Annotated in this window: 18 protein-coding genes and 1 riboswitch; of the genes, 1 reads left to right on the forward strand and 17 read right to left on the reverse strand. The window is 56.1% G+C overall.

All coding sequences use genetic code 11. From position 1 onward, the window contains the following. Positions 1-49 precede the first annotated feature (49 nt). A complete protein-coding gene (serA, locus tag ACFFSY_RS04950) occupies positions 50-1,642 on the forward strand; it encodes a phosphoglycerate dehydrogenase (RefSeq protein WP_377490771.1) in 1,593 nt (530 codons plus the stop codon). Between the two features lie 199 nt (positions 1,643-1,841). On the opposite strand, the gene ACFFSY_RS04955 is transcribed toward serA, so the two are convergent. The 17 genes from ACFFSY_RS04955 to ribD all read right to left on the reverse strand — a co-directional run bounded on the left by ACFFSY_RS04955 (position 1,842) and on the right by ribD (position 17,641). After that, the gene (locus tag ACFFSY_RS04955; RefSeq protein WP_377490774.1) at positions 1,842-3,293 is read right to left on the reverse strand and encodes a HAMP domain-containing sensor histidine kinase; all 1,452 of its coding nucleotides are present in this window, start codon (positions 3,291-3,293) and stop codon (positions 1,842-1,844) included. Between the two features lie 3 nt (positions 3,294-3,296). Next, entirely contained in the window at positions 3,297-4,013 is a 717-nt protein-coding gene (locus ACFFSY_RS04960) for a response regulator transcription factor (protein WP_377490777.1), read from the reverse strand. Between the two features lie 28 nt (positions 4,014-4,041). Continuing rightward, positions 4,042-5,310 carry a c-type cytochrome biogenesis protein CcsB gene (gene ccsB, locus ACFFSY_RS04965; RefSeq protein WP_377490780.1) on the reverse strand — a complete coding sequence of 423 codons (1,269 nt, stop codon included), beginning with the start codon at positions 5,308-5,310 and terminating at the stop codon, positions 4,042-4,044. Further along, positions 5,307-6,971 carry a cytochrome c biogenesis protein ResB gene (gene resB, locus ACFFSY_RS04970; RefSeq protein ID WP_377490783.1) on the reverse strand — a complete coding sequence of 555 codons (1,665 nt, stop codon included), beginning with the start codon at positions 6,969-6,971 and terminating at the stop codon, positions 5,307-5,309. Before resB ends, ccsB begins: the two co-directional genes overlap by 4 nt. Before the next feature lie 20 nt (positions 6,972-6,991). Next, entirely contained in the window at positions 6,992-7,525 is a 534-nt protein-coding gene (locus ACFFSY_RS04975; RefSeq protein ID WP_377490786.1) for a redoxin domain-containing protein, read from the reverse strand. Positions 7,526-7,615: 90 nt separating this feature from the next. Next, positions 7,616-8,356 carry a pseudouridine synthase gene (locus ACFFSY_RS04980; RefSeq protein ID WP_377490789.1) on the reverse strand — a complete coding sequence of 247 codons (741 nt, stop codon included), beginning with the start codon at positions 8,354-8,356 and terminating at the stop codon, positions 7,616-7,618. Between the two features lie 136 nt (positions 8,357-8,492). Then, on the reverse strand, positions 8,493-9,026 hold the full coding sequence (locus ACFFSY_RS04985) for a spore maturation protein (RefSeq protein ID WP_377490792.1): 534 nt from the start codon (positions 9,024-9,026) through the stop codon (positions 8,493-8,495). Between the two features lie 7 nt (positions 9,027-9,033). Then, positions 9,034-9,747, reverse strand: a complete 714-nt coding sequence (locus ACFFSY_RS04990; RefSeq protein WP_377490795.1) for a nucleoside recognition domain-containing protein — start codon at positions 9,745-9,747, stop codon at positions 9,034-9,036. Then, positions 9,747-10,859: a D-alanyl-D-alanine carboxypeptidase family protein gene (locus ACFFSY_RS04995; protein WP_377490798.1), complete on the reverse strand. Its 1,113-nt coding sequence runs from the start codon at positions 10,857-10,859 to the stop codon at positions 9,747-9,749. The genes ACFFSY_RS04990 and ACFFSY_RS04995 overlap by 1 nt, the downstream gene beginning before the upstream one ends. Before the next feature lie 239 nt (positions 10,860-11,098). After that, positions 11,099-11,593: a GerW family sporulation protein gene (ytfJ, locus tag ACFFSY_RS05000; RefSeq protein WP_377490801.1), complete on the reverse strand. Its 495-nt coding sequence runs from the start codon at positions 11,591-11,593 to the stop codon at positions 11,099-11,101. Between the two features lie 299 nt (positions 11,594-11,892). After that, the gene (locus ACFFSY_RS05005; RefSeq protein ID WP_377490804.1) at positions 11,893-12,588 is read right to left on the reverse strand and encodes a DUF2953 domain-containing protein; all 696 of its coding nucleotides are present in this window, start codon (positions 12,586-12,588) and stop codon (positions 11,893-11,895) included. Between the two features lie 96 nt (positions 12,589-12,684). Continuing rightward, on the reverse strand, positions 12,685-13,305 hold the full coding sequence (scpB, locus tag ACFFSY_RS05010; protein WP_377490807.1) for an SMC-Scp complex subunit ScpB: 621 nt from the start codon (positions 13,303-13,305) through the stop codon (positions 12,685-12,687). After that, positions 13,274-14,056 (reverse strand): segregation and condensation protein A, encoded by a 783-nt coding sequence (locus ACFFSY_RS05015; RefSeq protein WP_377490810.1) that lies wholly within the window; start codon positions 14,054-14,056, stop codon positions 13,274-13,276. Before ACFFSY_RS05015 ends, scpB begins: the two co-directional genes overlap by 32 nt. A gap of 44 nt (positions 14,057-14,100) precedes the next feature. Continuing rightward, a complete protein-coding gene (gene ribH, locus ACFFSY_RS05020) occupies positions 14,101-14,571 on the reverse strand; it encodes a 6,7-dimethyl-8-ribityllumazine synthase (RefSeq protein WP_377490813.1) in 471 nt (156 codons plus the stop codon). Positions 14,572-14,610: 39 nt separating this feature from the next. Beyond that, the gene (locus tag ACFFSY_RS05025; protein ID WP_377490816.1) at positions 14,611-15,828 is read right to left on the reverse strand and encodes a bifunctional 3,4-dihydroxy-2-butanone-4-phosphate synthase/GTP cyclohydrolase II; all 1,218 of its coding nucleotides are present in this window, start codon (positions 15,826-15,828) and stop codon (positions 14,611-14,613) included. Between the two features lie 16 nt (positions 15,829-15,844). Then, on the reverse strand, positions 15,845-16,522 hold the full coding sequence (gene ribE / locus ACFFSY_RS05030) for a riboflavin synthase (protein WP_377490819.1): 678 nt from the start codon (positions 16,520-16,522) through the stop codon (positions 15,845-15,847). A gap of 45 nt (positions 16,523-16,567) precedes the next feature. After that, positions 16,568-17,641, reverse strand: coding sequence for a bifunctional diaminohydroxyphosphoribosylaminopyrimidine deaminase/5-amino-6-(5-phosphoribosylamino)uracil reductase RibD (ribD, locus tag ACFFSY_RS05035; RefSeq protein WP_377491586.1), 1,074 nt, complete (start codon positions 17,639-17,641; stop codon positions 16,568-16,570). Positions 17,642-17,817: 176 nt separating this feature from the next. Then, positions 17,818-18,026: riboswitch (FMN riboswitch) on the reverse strand. Positions 18,027-18,138 lie beyond the last annotated feature (112 nt).

The following is an 18,138-nucleotide window of genomic DNA, read 5'->3' on the forward strand; positions in this document are numbered from 1 at the left end:
TCAAAGCGCTGCCGGACTTGCGGGAATAACGCTCAGGAGGCACGTTCACATGTTCAAAGTATTGGTTTCAGATCCGATCAGCGATCTCGGTATCCAGAAGCTGGTGGAAGCTACCGACGTCGCTGTTGACAAAAAGCCCGGCCTTAGCGAGGATGAGCTCATCGCCATTATCGGCGAATACGACGCCCTGCTGGTTCGCAGCCAAACCCGCGTTACCGCCCGCATCATGGAAGCAGGCAAACAGCTGAAGGTCGTCGGTCGCGCAGGCGTAGGCGTCGACAACATCGACCTCGAAGCGGCTACGCAGCGCGGCATTATCGTGATCAACGCACCAGACGGCAACACAATTACGACCTGTGAACACACATTCGCGATGATGATGGCGGTTGCGCGCCATATTCCGCAAGCTTATCTCAAAACGGTCGGCGGAGTTTGGGATCGCAAATCGTTCGTCGGCGTCGAACTTCGCGGCAAGGTGCTCGGCGTGCTCGGCATGGGCCGCATCGGCAGTGAAGTCGCGAAACGCGCCAAAGCATTCGGCATGGACATCTGGGGCTACGACCCATTCATGACGGAAGAACGCGCGGAACAGCTCGGCATTCGCCTCTCCACCGTAGACGATATCGTACGCAACGCGGATTTCATGACGGTACATACGCCGCTCACCCCCGAGACGCGGCATATGATCGGCAGCGCCCAATTCGAAGTGATGAAGAAAGGTATGCGTATCGTCAACTGCGCGCGCGGCGGCATTATCGACGAGCTCGCCCTTGTGGAAGCGATTGACAACGGCATCGTCGCAGGCGCCGCATTCGACGTCTTCGAAGTCGAGCCGCCGGCTGCCGACCATCCGTTCCTGAATCATCCTAAGATCATTGTAACGCCTCACCTGGGCGCTTCCACGGTAGAAGCCCAAGAGAACGTTGCTATCGACGTTTCCGAGCAAGTGCTGAATATTCTACGCGACGCGCCGTTCTCGAACGCGGTGAACATGCCACCGATTCCGGCAACACTGCTCAAGACGCTCCAGCCTTACTTCACGCTAGGCGAGAAGCTGGGCAGCTTCGCGGCTCAATTGACGGAAGGCGCCGTATCCGAGATCAAGGTCAGCTATTCCGGCGAACTGGCAGATGTGGATACACAGCCGCTTACCCGCTACATCGTTCGCGGCGTGCTGGCGCACCATCTCGGCCGCGAGCAAGTGAACGTCGTCAACTCGATGCATCTGGCGAAAGAACGCAGCGTCAACATTATCGTGAACAAAACGAAGGAGTCGCGCGACTTTACGAACCTGGTCTCCGTCAGTCTCCGCACGAAGAGCGAAGAACGTCTCGTCGCAGGCACGCTGCTGACCGGTTATGGTCCTCGCGTCGTACAGATCGACAAGTTCCCAGTCGATGTCGCGCCGGAAGGCAATCTCGTCCTTGTTTCGCATAACGACAAACCGGGCATCATCGGTAAAATCGGTACGCTCTTCGGCAACAACGACGTCAACATCGCGACCATGCAGGTTGGCCGTCAACTCGCCGGCGGCAGCGCCATTATGGTGCTCACCGTCGACAAAGCTGCGCCGAAAGAATTGCTCGCCGAAATTACGGCTTTGCCCGACTTGAACACAGCGAAAGAGATCACCCTTTACTAAAATTTCATATGACCTTTTACCAGGCGCTGTCTCCTCCGAGACAGCGCTTTTTCCATGCATATGCGTGTCAGATTGGAGCCGTAATTAGTTAACCGCGCGATTTTTGCATAAAGTCTATGAAAATTGTTTCACGACCAACAAGATTTCTCGGCTTGCTTCAACAAAAAAAGCACACCGATTCGGTGTGCTCAAACAAATTCTATGGCGCTTCGACAGGAAGCAGCAGCGTGAAGGTCGTGCCTTGGCCGATCTTGCTCTTCGCTTCGATCTTCCCGCGATGCGCCTCGATGATGTTCTTTACGATCGCAAGGCCCAGACCCGTTCCGCCTCCGCCTGACGTGGCGCCGCGCTTACGGGCTTTGTCCGCCTTATAAAACCGCTCGAAGATAAAGGGCAAATCTTCTTCAGGAATGCCTTCGCCTTCATCCGCCACGCCCAACGATACCCAATGCTTGCCGTCCAGCACCGTATAGCTGCCAGTCAGCCTGATGCTTGCGCCAGCGCTGGTATACCTCAGCGCATTGTCCAACAAATTCGTCAACACCTGCTCCAGCCGATCTTCGTCGCCCGCTTGGATGTTCAGCTCTTCCTCGCCAGTCGACAGTTCAAGCTTGATTCCCCGTTCCTTCGCGTAGACGTTGAACTTACGGTGAACTCGCCGCAACAACGCGGTCAAATCGACATCCACCGGGTTCATCTCCATGTGTCCGGCTTCCATCCTGGCGAGATCCAACAGATCCTTCACCAACCGTCCCATGCGAAGCGATTCATCATGAATGACCTGCACGAGCTCCTGCCGCTCTTCAGGGGAACTCGCGATATCATCCAACAGCGCTTCGCTGTAGCCTTGCAGCATCGAGAGCGGCGTACGGATCTCGTGCGAGACGTTCGCTACGAAATCGCGACGAAGCTTCTCAAGCTTAGACTCTTCGGTTACATCCCGCATGACGGCTACCGCACCACGCACGACATCATGCGACTTGAGCGGCGCCATCACGATCGACCAGACCCCGCTCTGGACATGAATCTTGTCGGTCATGTCCCGACCTTTGCGCAGCACGTTCCGGTAAATCTCGAAGAGCGGAATCGGAACCTGATTCCGCACCCGGTATTTGCCCGTCGCCTCGGCCTCGGACCAATCGAGCCCGTTCCACCGGTCGAGCAGCTGCTGGCCTGGCGGATTGGAGAGAATGACCGTCCCTTCAGCGTCGAACGTAATGACCGCGTCCGCCATGCTCCGAAGCACGCTAGCCAGATGGTCCTTCTCATGGTTCAGATCCCGAATGAGCGTATCTAGCTCTTGCGCCATGTGGTTGAACGTATCGGCCAAATCTCCAATCTCATCGTTGGAGCGAACGGGCACGCGCGTCCGGTATTCGCCATTAGCGATCAAATCCGCAGCCTTCTTCATCTGGATGAGCGGCTGCGTGATCTTCGTCGATAGGAAGAAGGCGAAAAACGTAGAAAGCAGAAACCCGATAATGCAGGTATAGACGAACAACACTTTAACCCGATGCGAAGTTGCTTCGTCAAACTGCAGATCGATATACTGCAGGAGAAATCCGCCCAGAATGAGCAGGACGACGGCTACCAAGCCGATAATCGTCATCCACAGCTTACCGACAACACTGCGCCACAGCGGTCCCATCATCGTTTACTTCGGAACCTCCAGCTTGTAACCGACGCCCCACACGGTCGTGATCATCGACGCCGCATCCGGCGACACTTTATTCAGCTTCTCGCGCAGCCGCTTCACATGCGTGTCGACCGTGCGAAGATCGCCGAAAAATTCGTAATTCCAAACATCCTTCAGCAGCTCCTCGCGGGAGAATACTTTATCCGGGGAAATCGCCAAATAATGCAGAAGCTCGTATTCCTTCGGCGTCAAGCTGACTTCATGCCCGCCAGCCATCACGCGATGCGCGTCATGCTCGATGACGAGATGCGGGAAGACGATGTTGTTGCTTGTCAGCGTCTCCTTGGACAAGAAGGCCGTCGCTGACGAGCGGCGGAGAATCGCTTTGACGCGATAGATCACTTCACGCGGACTGAACGGCTTGACGACGTAATCGTCCGCGCCGACTTCGAATCCTTGCACCCGGTTCATCTCCTCGCCTTTGGCGGTGAGCATAATGACCGGCGTTGCTTTGACTTGTCGAAGGCGAGAACACACCTCAATGCCATCAATACCGGGGAGCATGACATCAAGAAGGATGAGATCGAAATCTTTGCCGCTGGCCATCCGAAGCGCGCTTTCCCCGTCTTCCGCTTCTTCGATGACGTAGCCTTCCTTCTCCAAGTACATTTTCAATAATCTGCGGATACGTTCTTCATCGTCTACGACGAGAATGCGGTGCTGCTGTTCGGACATGGCGTACCGGCTCCTTTATAGGTTTCGTTTAGTTATCAACGCCTGCGTACGAGTGCAGGCCGACAAGAACAAGATTGACACCGACGAGGGTGAACATAACAACGATAAATCCGATGACCGCAAGCCAAGCCGACTTCTCGCCGTGCCAGCCGCGGGAAAGACGCAAGTGCAGGTAAGCCGTGTAATACAGCCACGTGATGAGCGCCCATACTTCCTTCGGATCCCAGCCCCAGAAACGCGACCACGCGAGATACGCCCAAATCATCGCAAATACGAGGCCGCCCAGCGTAAAGATCGGATAACCGATCGCGATGATCCGGTAGCTGATTTCATCCAGATCGTCAGGATCCATCCCCCGTGTAAGCGGGTGAATGACCGCGCCGATCGGCTTGCGGATGATGACCCGAATGAGCGCGTAAAGGATGAGTCCAATAATAATGGACCAGACGATCGTATTCCATTTGCGTGCGGCATCGACGCCTTTCATCCAGTGCGGCGTCTCGAATAGGCCGTCCTTCAGGCCGAGGAACGAATCCATCTCCTGCACGTGGCTGTTGTATGGCTTGAAGATTGGCGGCAGCTTGTACACGACCGTATCGGTCTCCGTGCTCTCGACGCCAGCGTTGCTAATATGGACATTCTCTTGCAGGAAGGTAGCCTCATAACCAGCTGCGCGGAAGCCGAATACGCTGATCAAATAACCGACCATAATAACCGCAATGACCATCAGCACCTCGACCCAGCGCTGGGAACGGCGGGCGCGCGGCCCTTTCTCCCGGAAGTCGACAATGCGCAGCAGCTGCAGCAGCGCGACCGCGAATCCCACCGCGAGGAACGCTTCGCCGAGCGCGACCGTCGTCACGTGAATCTTCAGCCAAGGGGATTGCAGCGCCGGTATCAGCGGCTGTACCTCCTGCGGAAATACCATCGCATAGGCGACGATAATGACGGTGAGCGGCAGCGTGAACAAGCCGATCAGATGTTTGCGATAAATGGCAAACGTCACGACGAATGCCAGCATGATCATCATGGCGAAGAACGACATGAATTCGTACATGTTGCTTGTCGGAATATGTCCGCCGCCGATCCAACGCGTTATGAACGACGTCGCATGGCTAATTAAGCCAAGCAGGGAAATCACGTACGATATTCTGCCCCACTTGCGGATATGCTTCTCGGGATCCCGTTTGGTCAACCGCGCGCCCGCGATCGTCATCCCATACGAGATAAAGCCGAGGCAGTATAAGAAGAAAGCGACGAGAAAGACGTCGCTGCTGAAATTAAGCAAAGCGTTCAAGACCGATTACCTCCGTTATCGAGCGACTTGGGCTCCACGTCGATTCCCGTCCGCTTCAGAACGGCGGCGACGTCGCCACGCATGCCGTGAAAGTTTTTGTTCGTGTGGGCGCCTAGGAGCAGCCGCCCGTTGTCCACTCTCAGCCAGATCCGGCGATGATACCAGTAAGAGCCTAAGAAGACACCGAAGATCCAAATGCCGGCGCCGACCCAAATATACGGCATCGCTTTATCGATGCGAATATTGAGCGTGCTAGATACACCCGCGAAGTCGACTCCCTCCATGGACGGCACCTTGATCTCGAACCGATCGGCCAATTCACCGTTGATTTTATCTTGGCTGAACGTGACCCGGTCGTTCTGTTTGACAAAGTAGATGTACGGCTCGCCATTCTCCGCAAGTCCGGGCCCTTTAAGCATGAAAATAAACGCCGGCGCGTTGGGTTCGTCCGACTTCGTGCGCGGATTGCCCGCTTCGTCGATCGCGAAGTCCAAATACTTGGAATTCAGTTCGAGCGTGTACGGGCCAAGCTTATATTGCAAATCCGGGCTGCGCATCGACAGCTTGAATGGCCCGTAAGTCTCGCCCGTTTGCTTGTTGACGAGTACGGGATTCACCGCGGCGATCTTCGCCGTATCGTCGTAGCCGTACTGATAGATATTCATCCCCTTGTAAGACAAGGCTTCGTTGACGATGATGCCATGACGCTTGACTTCTTCGAGCACCGGCTCTTTGGTCGGATCTTCGCAGTCGGCCGCGCAGGTGTAGAGCACCGCGTCTGTCTTGAACAGCTTGGGTCTCGACGTTCCTTTGAGGCTCTCCGGAAGTTCGTCTTCCGTGTAATAGTCGATGGTGAACTTCTCGTTCTTGATATAGTAATTCGTCTCCGGGATCTGTAGCGTCTCTCCTTCGCGAATCGCCATATAGTTATCCATTGACCACCCCGGCATCGACCGCAGCAGCACCGCGATCAGAAACACGATCAGACCGATATGGTTAATGTAAGGGCCCCAGCGACTGAACCGGTTCTTCTCGGCCAGCAGCGCAGCGCCTTCCCGTTTCACCCGGTACCGCTTGCGCTTCAGTTCTTCTTCCACCCGAGCCGTCCAGCTTTCGGGGTCTTGCGTCAACTCGACCTCGTACATCGTGCGCTGGCGTCTGAGAAACTGTTCGTGTTTGCGCACCTGCTGCTTGCTCAGTGCCTTATATAGCGGCAGCACCCGGTCAAGGCTGCAGATGACGAGCGACGTACCGATCATGACGAGCAGAAGCGTGAACCACCAAGATTCGTATGTATGCGAGAAACCAAGCTTATAATACCATTTGCCGATCCAACCGTACTTCTCCTCGTAATACGTCGAGGCATCGAAGGAGACAAAGGCGCTCTCCTGCGTGAAGACGGTGCCGATCATGGCCGCGATCAAGGTGATGACGATGAGCCACACCGCGATTTTGACCGACGAGAAAAAATTCCATACCCGGTCGATGATGCTCGGGTTGGCCTTCTGCGAACGCCGCGCGGCCCCGTCGTAGCGCATCTCGAGCGGTGCTTGCGAAGTTGCCTCCGCCTCCTCCAGCGGATTGCCGCAGCTCTCGCATAGCACCGTGCCGACCGGGTTCTGATGGCCGCATTCGCATTTGGTATTCTGAAAAGATAACAACGTATATATCCTCCTCCGGGTCAGGACTGAAGCAGTTTCGTGACGCGCGATTCAATGTCCTTCTCCGTCATTCCGCCTACGAATACGTCCATGACCGTACCGTCGGGCTTAACGAAGAACGTCGTCGGGAAGGATTTCACGCCGTATTCCGCCATGACCTTGCGCCCTTTATCGAGAAGAATGTCGTACGTCACGCCGTACTGCTGGGCAAACTGATTCGCCGTCAGCTGGTCTTCGCCCAGATTGATGCCGATAACTTCGAACGGCTTGCCTTCACTTCTCCACTTCTCGTATTGCTTCTGCAAATCGGGCGTTTCGGTTACGCAAGGCGGGCAGAACGTGCCCCAGAAATTGATGACGAGCGCCTTGCCTTTGTAATCGTCCAGCTTGTGCGCTTCCCCGTCCGTCCCGAGCAGCGCGAACGCCGGAGGCGCTTCTCCTTTGCGAACCAAGCCGTCATCAGACGAAAAAAGCGCCTTGCCGATTGCGTAACCGCCGAGCAGCAAGACTCCGATGAAAATGACGATCTGCGTTATTCTGCGGTATTTCCCCATTGTTGTGCGTCACCGACCTTGCCAAGTTAAACTTTGGTTCCGATTTCATTATAACGAAAATCGGACGGCAGTTAGATTGCCGTCGCGACGTTATTTTTGAACTTTATGTGTCTTGACTGCCATGTCCCGAAGCTCCTGCACTTCCTTCGGCGTCAAATGGCGATATTTGCCCCGCTGCAGATTCATAAGTCCCAACTCGCCGAAACGAATACGCTTCAGCCGCGTTACAGGATGATGAATGGCGTCGAACATGCGTCGAACCTGGCGGTTGCGACCCTCGTAAATCGTGATCATGATCGTCGCCTGCTTCTTCTCCGGATCGACGTCCTGATACTCCACTTCCGCCGGTTGGGTCATGCCGTCCTCCAGCTTGATCCCTTTCTGCAGCTTCTCGAGCGCCGTCCCATGCGGGACGCCCTTCACCGTTGCCAAATAAGTCTTCGGTACATGATGGCTAGGATGGGTGAGCAAGTTCGCGAACTCGCCGTCGTTAGTCAAAATAAGCAGCCCTTCGGTATCATAGTCCAATCGGCCTACCGGATATACCCGTTCCTTGATGTCCGGCAGGAAATCGGATACGATTTTGCGGCCTTGCGGATCGCTCGCGCTCGTGATGACGCCTTTAGGCTTGTTCATCATGAGATAGAGCTTCTGCTCGCCTCGGATCGGTTTTCCTTTCACCGTAATGACGTCCGTCGCCGGATCCGCCTTGACGCCGAGCGTCGTGACCTTCTCCCCGTTCACTTCGACCAGCCCGGCCAAAATCAATTCTTCGCACTTGCGGCGCGATGCGACGCCCGCCTGCGCTAATATTTTTTGTAATCGTTCCAATTCTTTCACCTCACCTTTCATCATACCCTAAAATCGACAAAGAAGAAAAGCCGAGCAGCGAAAAGAGCCCGTTTTTCGTCGATGTGCCGATTGGGCAGGCCGACAAATAACGGGCTTGGTCAAATAATTGCGCATTTTAACCGAATATGTACAAACAAATGAAGATGGCGGCGAGAAATCCGACGATGTCCGAGAACAAACCAACCTTAAGCGCATAACGACTCCGGCGAATGCCGACGGCCCCGAAATAGACCGTCAACACATACAACGTCGTATCCGTGCTGCCTTGTATGGTGGAAGCGATACGGCCGATCATGGAGTCGGGTCCGTGCGTCTTGATCAACTCCGTCGTAAAAGCAAGCGAGCCCGCTCCGGTAATCGGGCGCAGCAGCCCAAGCGGAAGCACCTCGCTCGGAATGCCCAATTGATCGAATAATGGACGTATGAGTGCAATGAGCAAATCCATGGCGCCGGATGCCCGAAACATGCTGATGGCGACCATCATGCCGACCAAATGCGGGATAATGTTGATCGCTGTTCCAAAACCATCCTTCGCCCCGTCCAGAAAGCTCTCGTAAACGGGAACCTTGCGGAAAGCCGCATAGAGCGGGATAAAAACGATCATGAACGGAATGGTCCAAGCGGAGATCGTCGAAATCCATTGATACATACGGCGCTCACCCCTTCCCGCCGGCCGCTGGCGGAACGGCGGTTATGGAGGCAATCGTAGCGCCTCCGGAAGCGGTTGGGGAAGCTCCCGAAGTATCGCGGCCAATCGATGTAGGCGGACCGCTCCGATCGCCGCTAATCGGGGGCTTGCTTCGGTACCGGTACCAGCGATCGGCCAAAATGGCCGCTGCCGTCGCCACTGCCGTCGCCGCGAGCGTCGTGCCAACAATCTCCGCCGGATGAGCTGAGCCATACGTCATGCGGATCGCAATCAGCGTCGTCGGTACCAGCGTGATGCTCGCGGTGTTCAACGCAAGCAGCGTGCACATTGCCGGCGTCGCCGTTTCTTTGTCAGGGTTCAGCTTCTGGAGCTCCTGCATCGCCTTGATCCCCATTGGCGTTGCCGCGTTGCCAAGGCCGAGAATATTCGCGCTCATATTGCTCATGATGTAACCCAGCGCCGGGTGGCCCTTTGGCACATCGGGGAACAAGAAGCGCACGATCGGCTGAAGCAGTGCGGCCAGCTTATTCAGCAGCCCGCCCTCCTCCGCTACGCGCATCAGCCCCATCCAGAACACCATAACGCTGATCAGCCCGAAGCTAACCGATACTCCGTTCTTCGCGCCGTCGAACGCCGCCTCCGTCAACAGCTCCATTCGGCCGTTGACGACGGCTGCAACGAAACTCGCCGTAATGAAAAACAGCCATATCCAGTTGACCATTAAATGGCCTCCTTCCCCCCAAACAAAACTTTAAGCACCTGCTTTAGCGAACTAGCGAAAGCGTATGTCCAGGGCTTGTTCAGCCGTGCCGTCTGCTCCATCGTCGACCAGGCCGGTCTCTCCGGCATATCGATACGCGTCCCTTCCGGATCGTATACTGGCGTCTCTGCGATTTTCTTCGCGTTCAAATACCATTCGATCCTGCCGCGTTCGCCCAGTGTATAGTTCATCGTCATCGGGCTCACGAGCACCAGCTTGGACGTCAGGTTCGCCCGCTCGCCATTGCCGAACGGATATCGGAACGTGCGCCCAGCCGCCAAGGGCTGTCCGGCGATCATCTGACCTTTATGAACCACTTCTTCCAGCGGGAAGTGTTCGAACCCCCAATCGAGCAGTCGCTTGTGATCTACCCAATCACTTCGGTCGCTGAGCGTGACGGCGGCCAGCTGCTGACTGCCCCTCGTAGCAGAGCTGACGAGACAGCGCAGCGCTGCTTTCGTATAGCCGGTCTTTACGCCGTCCGCGCCTTCATACATACTTAGCATCTTGTTTTTGTTCATCCATTTGTAATCACGGCCGGCGGCCAGCTTCCCCTTCGTCTTCACGATTTCCTTGAACACCGGGTTGTGCATCGCGTAGGCCGTCAGTTTGGCCAAGTCATTCGCGGTGGAGTAATGGCCTGTCTGGTCCAAGCCGCTCGGATTCATGAACTGGCTGTTCTCTAGGCCGATCATCTTCGCTTTCTCGTTCATCAGATAGACGAAGCCTTCCTCCGAGCCGCCAACGTGTTCGGCAATGGCCGTAGCCGCGTCGTTGCCGGAGCGCAGCATGAGGCCGTAGAGCATGTCTTCCAGCGTCATCTCCTCGCCCAGCTTGAGGTAGATCGAGGATCCTTCTTTGCCCGCCGCCCGCTTGCTCGTTTTGACCTTGTCGGACAGTTTGCCATGTTCGATCGCGACGATCGCGGTCATGATCTTCGTCAAGCTCGCGATCAGCATCGGCTTATCGCCATCTTCGCTATATAATATTCGGCCCGATTCAACGTCGATCAGAGCGGTTGCCTGCGCATTCGTATTAATCGGCGGCGCCGCCATTGCCTGGGACGCAAGCATAAACGGACCACCAGCGCACGCCATAACAAACGCAACTATGCCGGTTATCCATGCGCGTGGGGTGAATTGCCTCATATAGAGTGATCCTCCTTGTATCGTGGACGCACGTAAAGCGCCGGGTCTTGTCTGGTACAGTATATGTGCGAAGGACAAGGTTATGTCCTGGAAGTCGCGATCGCAACGTGCAGAAAACAAGAAAACTGCTCCGTCAGAGCAGTTCTCTCGCATGGCTTTGCGCACTAGATGATATGCCCATCCGTGGTGTTGATCGTATCAATATAGACCGAGGTGTTATCCTCCATTTGGTTGCCGCCGTTCTTCTTGAACATGCCCTGCAGCTTTTCGAAAACTTGCGGCGCGGACTCGATTACCCGCTCGACCAGATGGGTCTGACTATCCAGCGGCACGACGCGAACGCCTTGCGCGCCGACGACGAGGAACGCGATCGGCGTAATCGACACGCCGCCGCCGCTGCCGCCGCCGAACGGCATGCTGACGAGCGAGTTGTGGGCATCCGCCGTGGCATGGCTTCCTGTTTGCGTCTGATCCGCGAGATTGCCAAGACGGATGTCGCTGCCGCCGGCTACGAACCCGAAGCCGACCTTCGAGATTGGCATAATGACGCTGCCGTCAGGTGTCTGTACCGGATCGCCGACGATCGTGTTGACGTCCACCATTTCCTTGATGTTCTCCATCGCTGTCTGCATTAAACCTTGTATCGGGTGCTCATTCATGACCAAAGCCCTCCTTCGTAATCAAAGGTAACGAATACTCCTAACAGTCTGCTCTCAAGACGAGGGGAATATGTACGCGCGATGACCGGAAGCATCTATGCCTGCTTACAGCCACAATCCCCTAAGGCTACACGCTGCTGTTCGTCGTGCGCGGTCACAATCCTTCCGTGGACACGGGTCTCTATACCGTCTATATCGCCGGTTAACCCTCCAAATCATCCCGTTATACAAAAGAACCAAGCGAAGCTTGCGCTTCGCTTGGTTCTTTAAATTGTCGCTATGATGCGGGCATTCCAACGTCATGCACGAAGCAGGATTCGCTGCCAACCGACCAGACCGCGGAAGATGCCGCGCATATGGCGCATTTTGAACAACAGGTAAATGCCTGCGAAGATCATATAGCCGAAACGCAGCTTCACGGTAAAATGCCACTCGGTCGAAAAATGGGCGGAGGCGTATACCGGCTCCACGCTGATTTGCGGATCGGTTTTCAGCCGAATCATTTGAGATAGAACACCGATTGCCGTCGTTTTGATCGTCCAAACCATGCCCGTCGCCATCGCCGTCCACATCGCGTCGCCCGTGCCGACCGCCGTTCGCCAGCGCCACTCCGTCATATGAACGTGATTCAGCGTCGTCTTCAGCCAGCCGAGCAGCGAATCGGTCTGCTTGAGCAGCATGTTCATCCAGTCGATCGATCGAATTACGCTTTGCGCATCCACCTTATCCTTCGAAGTTTGCTCACTGTCGCCACCTATGTTGCGTACCGACTTCTCCCGCTTCACCTCGACGCCGCTCCCTTTCATCTTCATCACGGGCATCTCCCAATGGTAATGAATAAGCCCCATTAACCCGCGGATCCTCAGCTCGGCGTGATCGTCAGTGCCAATCCGTTTGGCCGTTCCGTGGATGACGACTCGGGACATGAATACCGCGACGATTAGCAACAAAAAAAGACCTGCCGCGATCCACCATCCGAACGGATAACCAAGCATGGGCGTTTCCCCCTCTGCTCCCTTGTTATAGTTGGATATAGTATGGATCAAGCGTACAGATCTCATGCGCGCCGTCCTTATAGCTCAAGCGCTGTTCTATTCTTTCGATTGGACAGGTGCGGGTGGCAGCTCTTCCAGCGTCATTTGGCGTCCTTCGAGTTTCTCGAACAACAGCTGCGTCTGCTCGTCCAACGAATCATCGTCGACGGAGGTTGGCTCGGGCAATGATTCCAGGCTCGGCAGGCTGAAATAATCGAGGAACGACTTGGTCGTGCCGTAAAGTATCGGTCGTCCGATGGCCTCGGCGCGCCCAATCTCTTCGATCAGGTCTTTGGACACCAACGTCGCGATCGCTCGATCGCTTTTCACACCGCGTATCTCTTCGATGTCAATGCGCGTAATCGGCTGGCGATACGCCACAATGGACAGCGTCTCAAGCGCGGCCTGGGACAGGCTCGAGCGAGTCGGCGTATAAGCCATCCGCTCGAAATACGGCGCGTGATCGGGGTTTGTTGTCAGCCGGAATGCACCGGCGACGAGCGACATTTGAATGCCCCGCTTTTTTTTCTTCAATTCGGCCATCAGCTCTTTGGCGATATCGTGGGCAACGGCGGCGTCCGTTTGTAAAATGTCGGCCAGCTGCTTGGCGGTCAAGCCCTCGTCCCCCGCCATGAACAGCAAGCCTTCAATAACTGTCTTCCACTTCGAGTAATCCACCTTCTGCCGCTTCCCCTCTCCAATGTATTACGATATCGTCAAACAACCCATGCTGGTAGCAGCGAATATGCTTCATCTTCATCAGCTCAAGCAGGGCGAGGAACGTCACGACGATCTCGTGGCGGCTCATCTCCTGTTTGATCAATTTCGAGAACCTGACCGTCTCGTATTGCCGCAGCACCTCGACGATATCGCGAATGCGGTCCTTTACCGAAATCTCGTCCCGGTGCACCGTCGCGACCACGTTGCGGCGCGCCTCGCGCTTGAGCGCTTTTTGGAAAGCCTTGATCAAATCGCCGATATGCAGTCCCTTGACAGGGTTGTCCGGAATGACTGGCATATAAGGCGTCAAATCCTCGGCTTCCTTCGTATAGACGAGGCTTCGTGCGAATTCCATCGTGCGTAACTCTTCCGCGATCTGCTTGAATTTCCGGTACTCCACGAGCTTGGCGATCAGCTCGTCGCGCGGGTCAAGCTCGCCTTGATCCTCCCAGTAATCGAACTCTTCTTCGATGACCGGAGGTTTCGGGAGCAATTGCTTGCTCTTAATCGACAGCAGCGTGGCCGCCATGACGAGAAACTCGCTGGTTACCTCGAGCTCCAGCTCCTGCATCGCATTCAGGTAGTCCATATATTGATCCGTGATTTCGCTGATGGACACCTCGTGAATGTCGATCTCCGCCTTGTCAATCAAGTGAAGAAGCAGGTCAAGCGGACCCTCAAAAGACTCCAGTTTGTATGTCACCGACATGTTGCGGCTGCCTCCTGCGTGAATATACTATGTCCCGGGCTTGATTAGCCTTTAAGTGCCTTGGCCAAATTCGCCATCTCGATGGCGCTGACCGCAGACTCCCAGCCTTTATTGCCCGCTTTCGTGCCTGCACGTTCGACCGCCTGCTCGATAGAGTCCGTCGTCAGCACGCCGAAGATCGTCGGCACGCCGGTCTTGAGCCCAACCGCGGCCACGCCTTTGGCCGCTTCATTGCAGACGAAGTCGAAATGCGGCGTAGAGCCGCGAATGACCGCGCCGAGCGTAATGACGGCATCGTATTTGCCGCTCTCTGCCATCTTCTGCGTAATGAGCGGAATTTCGAACGCGCCTGGCACCCAAGCAATCTCAACCTCGCTATCGTCTACACCATGGCGCTTAAGCGCATCCAGCGCGCCGCTCAGCAGCTTGCTGACGATGAATTCGTTGAAACGGCCGACGACGATCCCGTAGCGCAGCCCTTGCGAAACTAAATGTCCTTCGTATACATGCGGCATAAAATCCGTCATCCTCTCATGGTTCGATGTTGGGGGAATTTAAATTTCAAACTCAAGATAATGACCGAGTTTTTCTTTTTTGGCATGCAAGTAGTCCGTATTGTCCGCTTTCAGCTCCGTCTGAATCGGCACGCGCTCGACCACTTCGAGCCCGTAGCCCTCCAAACCGCGGATCTTGCGCGGATTGTTGGTGAGCAATCGCATTTGGCGGACGCCGAGGTCTTTCAAAATTTGCGCGCCGATGCCGTAATCGCGCAGATCAGGAGCGAATCCCAATTTAATATTCGCGTCAACCGTGTCGAATCCCTGCTCCTGCAGCGCATAAGCTTTCAATTTGTTGATAAGCCCGATGCCGCGGCCTTCCTGGCGCATGTACAGCAGCACGCCGCTGCCCGCTTCCTCGATCTGGCGGAGCGCCGCGGCCAGCTGAGGCCCGCAGTCGCAGCGGTGCGAGTGGAACGAGTCGCCAGTTAAGCACTCCGAGTGCACGCGCACGAGCGTCGGCTGTTCCGGCGTGATGTCGCCTTTGACGAGCGCCACGTGCTCCTTGCTGTCGACGTCATTCGTATACGCCACGGTGCGGAACGTGCCGAAATCCGTCGGAAGATTGACCTCCACGGCGCGGTGAACGAGCTTCTCCTTCGCGTTGCGGTATTGGATCATGCCCTCGATCGAGATTAGCTTCAGCCCATGGCGCTTCTTGAATTCCACCAAATCATTCAATCGCGCCATCGTCCCGTCTTCCTTAATAATTTCGCAAATTACGCCTGCCGGCGCGGAGCCGCACATCCGAGCCAGATCGATGGCCGCTTCTGTATGTCCAGCTCGGCGCAGCACGCCCCCGGCTCTGGCGATGAGGGGGAAAATATGGCCCGGGCGGCGGAAATCAGAGGGCTTGGCAGTCGGGTCGATTAGCGCCTGAATAGTCTGCGACCTCTCGCCCGCCGATATGCCCGTTGACGTCGTCACATGGTCAACGGACACCGTGAATGCCGTCCCGTGGTAATCCGTATTATGCGTAACCATCGGCGGCAGGTCCAACTCTTCCGCCCGTTCTTGCGTTATCGGCACGCACACAAGTCCGCGCGCCTCGGTAATCATGAAGTTGATAACCTCCGGCGAAGCCATATCCGCAAGCGCGATCAGATCGCCTTCGTTCTCGCGGTCTTCATCGTCCACTACAATAATGCACTTGCCTTCGCGCAAATCCCGCAGCGCGTCTTCGATCGGGTCGAATATCGATTGATCCGTTGTCATGCTTCGTTCACTCTCCCTAGAAAAAGCCGTTCTCGGCGAGAAAAGCCGCCGTCAAGCCGCCGCTCTTCTTCCGGCCTTGATCCCCGCTTGACGCATCGCCGCCCGGATACCGCAGCAGATGGTCAACGTATTTGCCCAGCACATCGCCTTCGATATTGATCACGCTGCCAGGCTGCTTCAACTGAAGCGCGGTCTCTCGCAGCGTATGCGGAATGATCGAGACGGAAAATTCGGAATCGCTCCGGTCGATAACCGTTAAACTGATACCGTCTAGCGTGACAGAGCCTTGCCCGATCACATACCGCATGAGCGACGTGTCATGAGGCTGAATCGTGAACACGACGGCATTCGCGTCCGGCGTGCGTGCGACGATCGTACCCGTACCGTCGACGTGTCCCTGCACGATATGGCCCCCGAAGCGGCCGCCCGCCTGCATCGCTCGTTCCAGATTGAGCCGCTCGCCTGGCCTCATGTCCTTCAAATTCGTATGGCGGTAAGTCTGCGGCATGACATCCACCGTAAAGGAGGCGGCATCGAAGTCCGTTACGGTCAAGCAAACCCCGTTCACAGCGATGCTGTCGCCGTCCTTCACGTCACCCAGCACGCGCGCCGCTTCTATTGTAAGCTTCATCGCTTCGCCCTGCTTGTAGGTCCGCTTCAGCGTGCCCACTTCTTCAATCAATCCCGTAAACAATTTTCTCCTCCTCCCGCTTCCACCAGCGATGACAGCAACTGCCGGTCAGGCGTACACCGGATAACCGGTCAGGCAATAATCGTCGCCGACCTGCTCCATCGTCACGCCGCGCAGGCCGATTGCTTCGCTCATCCGCTCAAAGCCGCCGAAGGAGAACGCTTCCGGCGCGCGTTCGCCGCCGATGATCTTCGGCGCGATGAACAGCATGACCTTATCGATCAAGCCTCGCTCCAGCATGGCGCCGTTCAGCTTGCCTCCGCCTTCCAGCAAGATCGACCCGATCTCCAGTTCGCCCAATCGGGTCATCGCCAGCTCCAAGTCAACCTGCTCGCCGCTGCCGCACGCCAGAACTCGCGCTCCAGCCGCTTCCAGCTCAGCACGGCGCCGTTCGTCGGCACCTTCAACGGTCACGATGATAACGGGCACTTCTTTGTTGTGAAACAAGCGGGACGTCACGGGCAGCCGAAGCTTCGAATCGACAATTATACGGGCCGGATGCACGGCAGGCACGCTTAGCCTTGTCGTCAGTTCCGGATCGTCGGCCAGCGCAGTCTGCACGCCGACCATGATGCCCATATGCTGATGCCGGAGCGTATGTACCTGTTCACGGGAGGCCGAACCGCTGACGTAGCGGCTGTCTCCGGTCTTCGCGGCGATCTTCCCGTCGAGCGTCATCGCCGTCTTGAGCGTCACGAACGGCTTGCGCGTCGTAATGAATTTGTTGAATTTCTCGTTCATCCGCTCCGATGCGTCGCCGAGCAGACCAACCTCGACCTCGATCCCCGCCTCCTGCAGACGCTTCACGCCGCGGCCGGCCACCATCGGATTCGGATCCGTGCAAGCAACGACGACACGGGACACCTTAGCCTCGATGAGCCGCTCGCAGCATGGAGGCGTCTTGCCATGGTGACTGCATGGCTCGAGAGTCACGTAAGCGGTGGCGCCTTCCGCTTGTTCGCCAGCCATCCGCAGCGCATGCACTTCAGCGTGACCTTCGCCGCGCTTCAGATGGGCGCCAAGTCCGACAATGCGGCCTTCCTTGACGATAACGCAGCCAACGACCGGGTTGATATCGGTCTGGCCGCTTGCTTTCGCCGCCATATCCAGAGCGAGCTGCATATAGTATGCGTCATTTAACACGATCGACAAAATAAAAACACCCCTATCCGCATGAAGCCGACGGGGTGATGGGAGATACACTAGGAAACAGCACAAGGACGCGCTCAAATAAAACCCAAGACAACGTGAAAAAAAGAACAAGTCAAAAGGTTATATTCATGAACGGTATACGCTGCCGCCTCCTTCTCCCATCCAGACTATACTGTCGGTCCCGGAATCTCACCGGGTCCACCGTTCATGCGCCGCCGCTCTCGCAAGTCGAGAAGCGCCGTGCATGGACGGGTCACGGACTGACAAGATCGACCTCGGCTCGCACTCGTCATGCGTGGCCGAATCCGTCTTGATCACCGCCGGTTGGGAATTTCACCCTGCCCCGAAGGTAAGCTGCAATACTTTGACAAAATGTTACCACTCCCCCTGAAAAAAAGCAACCAGCTTTCATTTCCGCAGCAATAGGCAGATCAGCTTACGCATGGCAGCCCGCTGAAGTCCGCCAA

The sequence above is a fragment of the Paenibacillus aurantiacus genome, from assembly GCF_042431225.1.
Lineage (GTDB): Bacteria > Bacillota > Bacilli > Paenibacillales > Paenibacillaceae > Paenibacillus_Z > Paenibacillus_Z aurantiacus.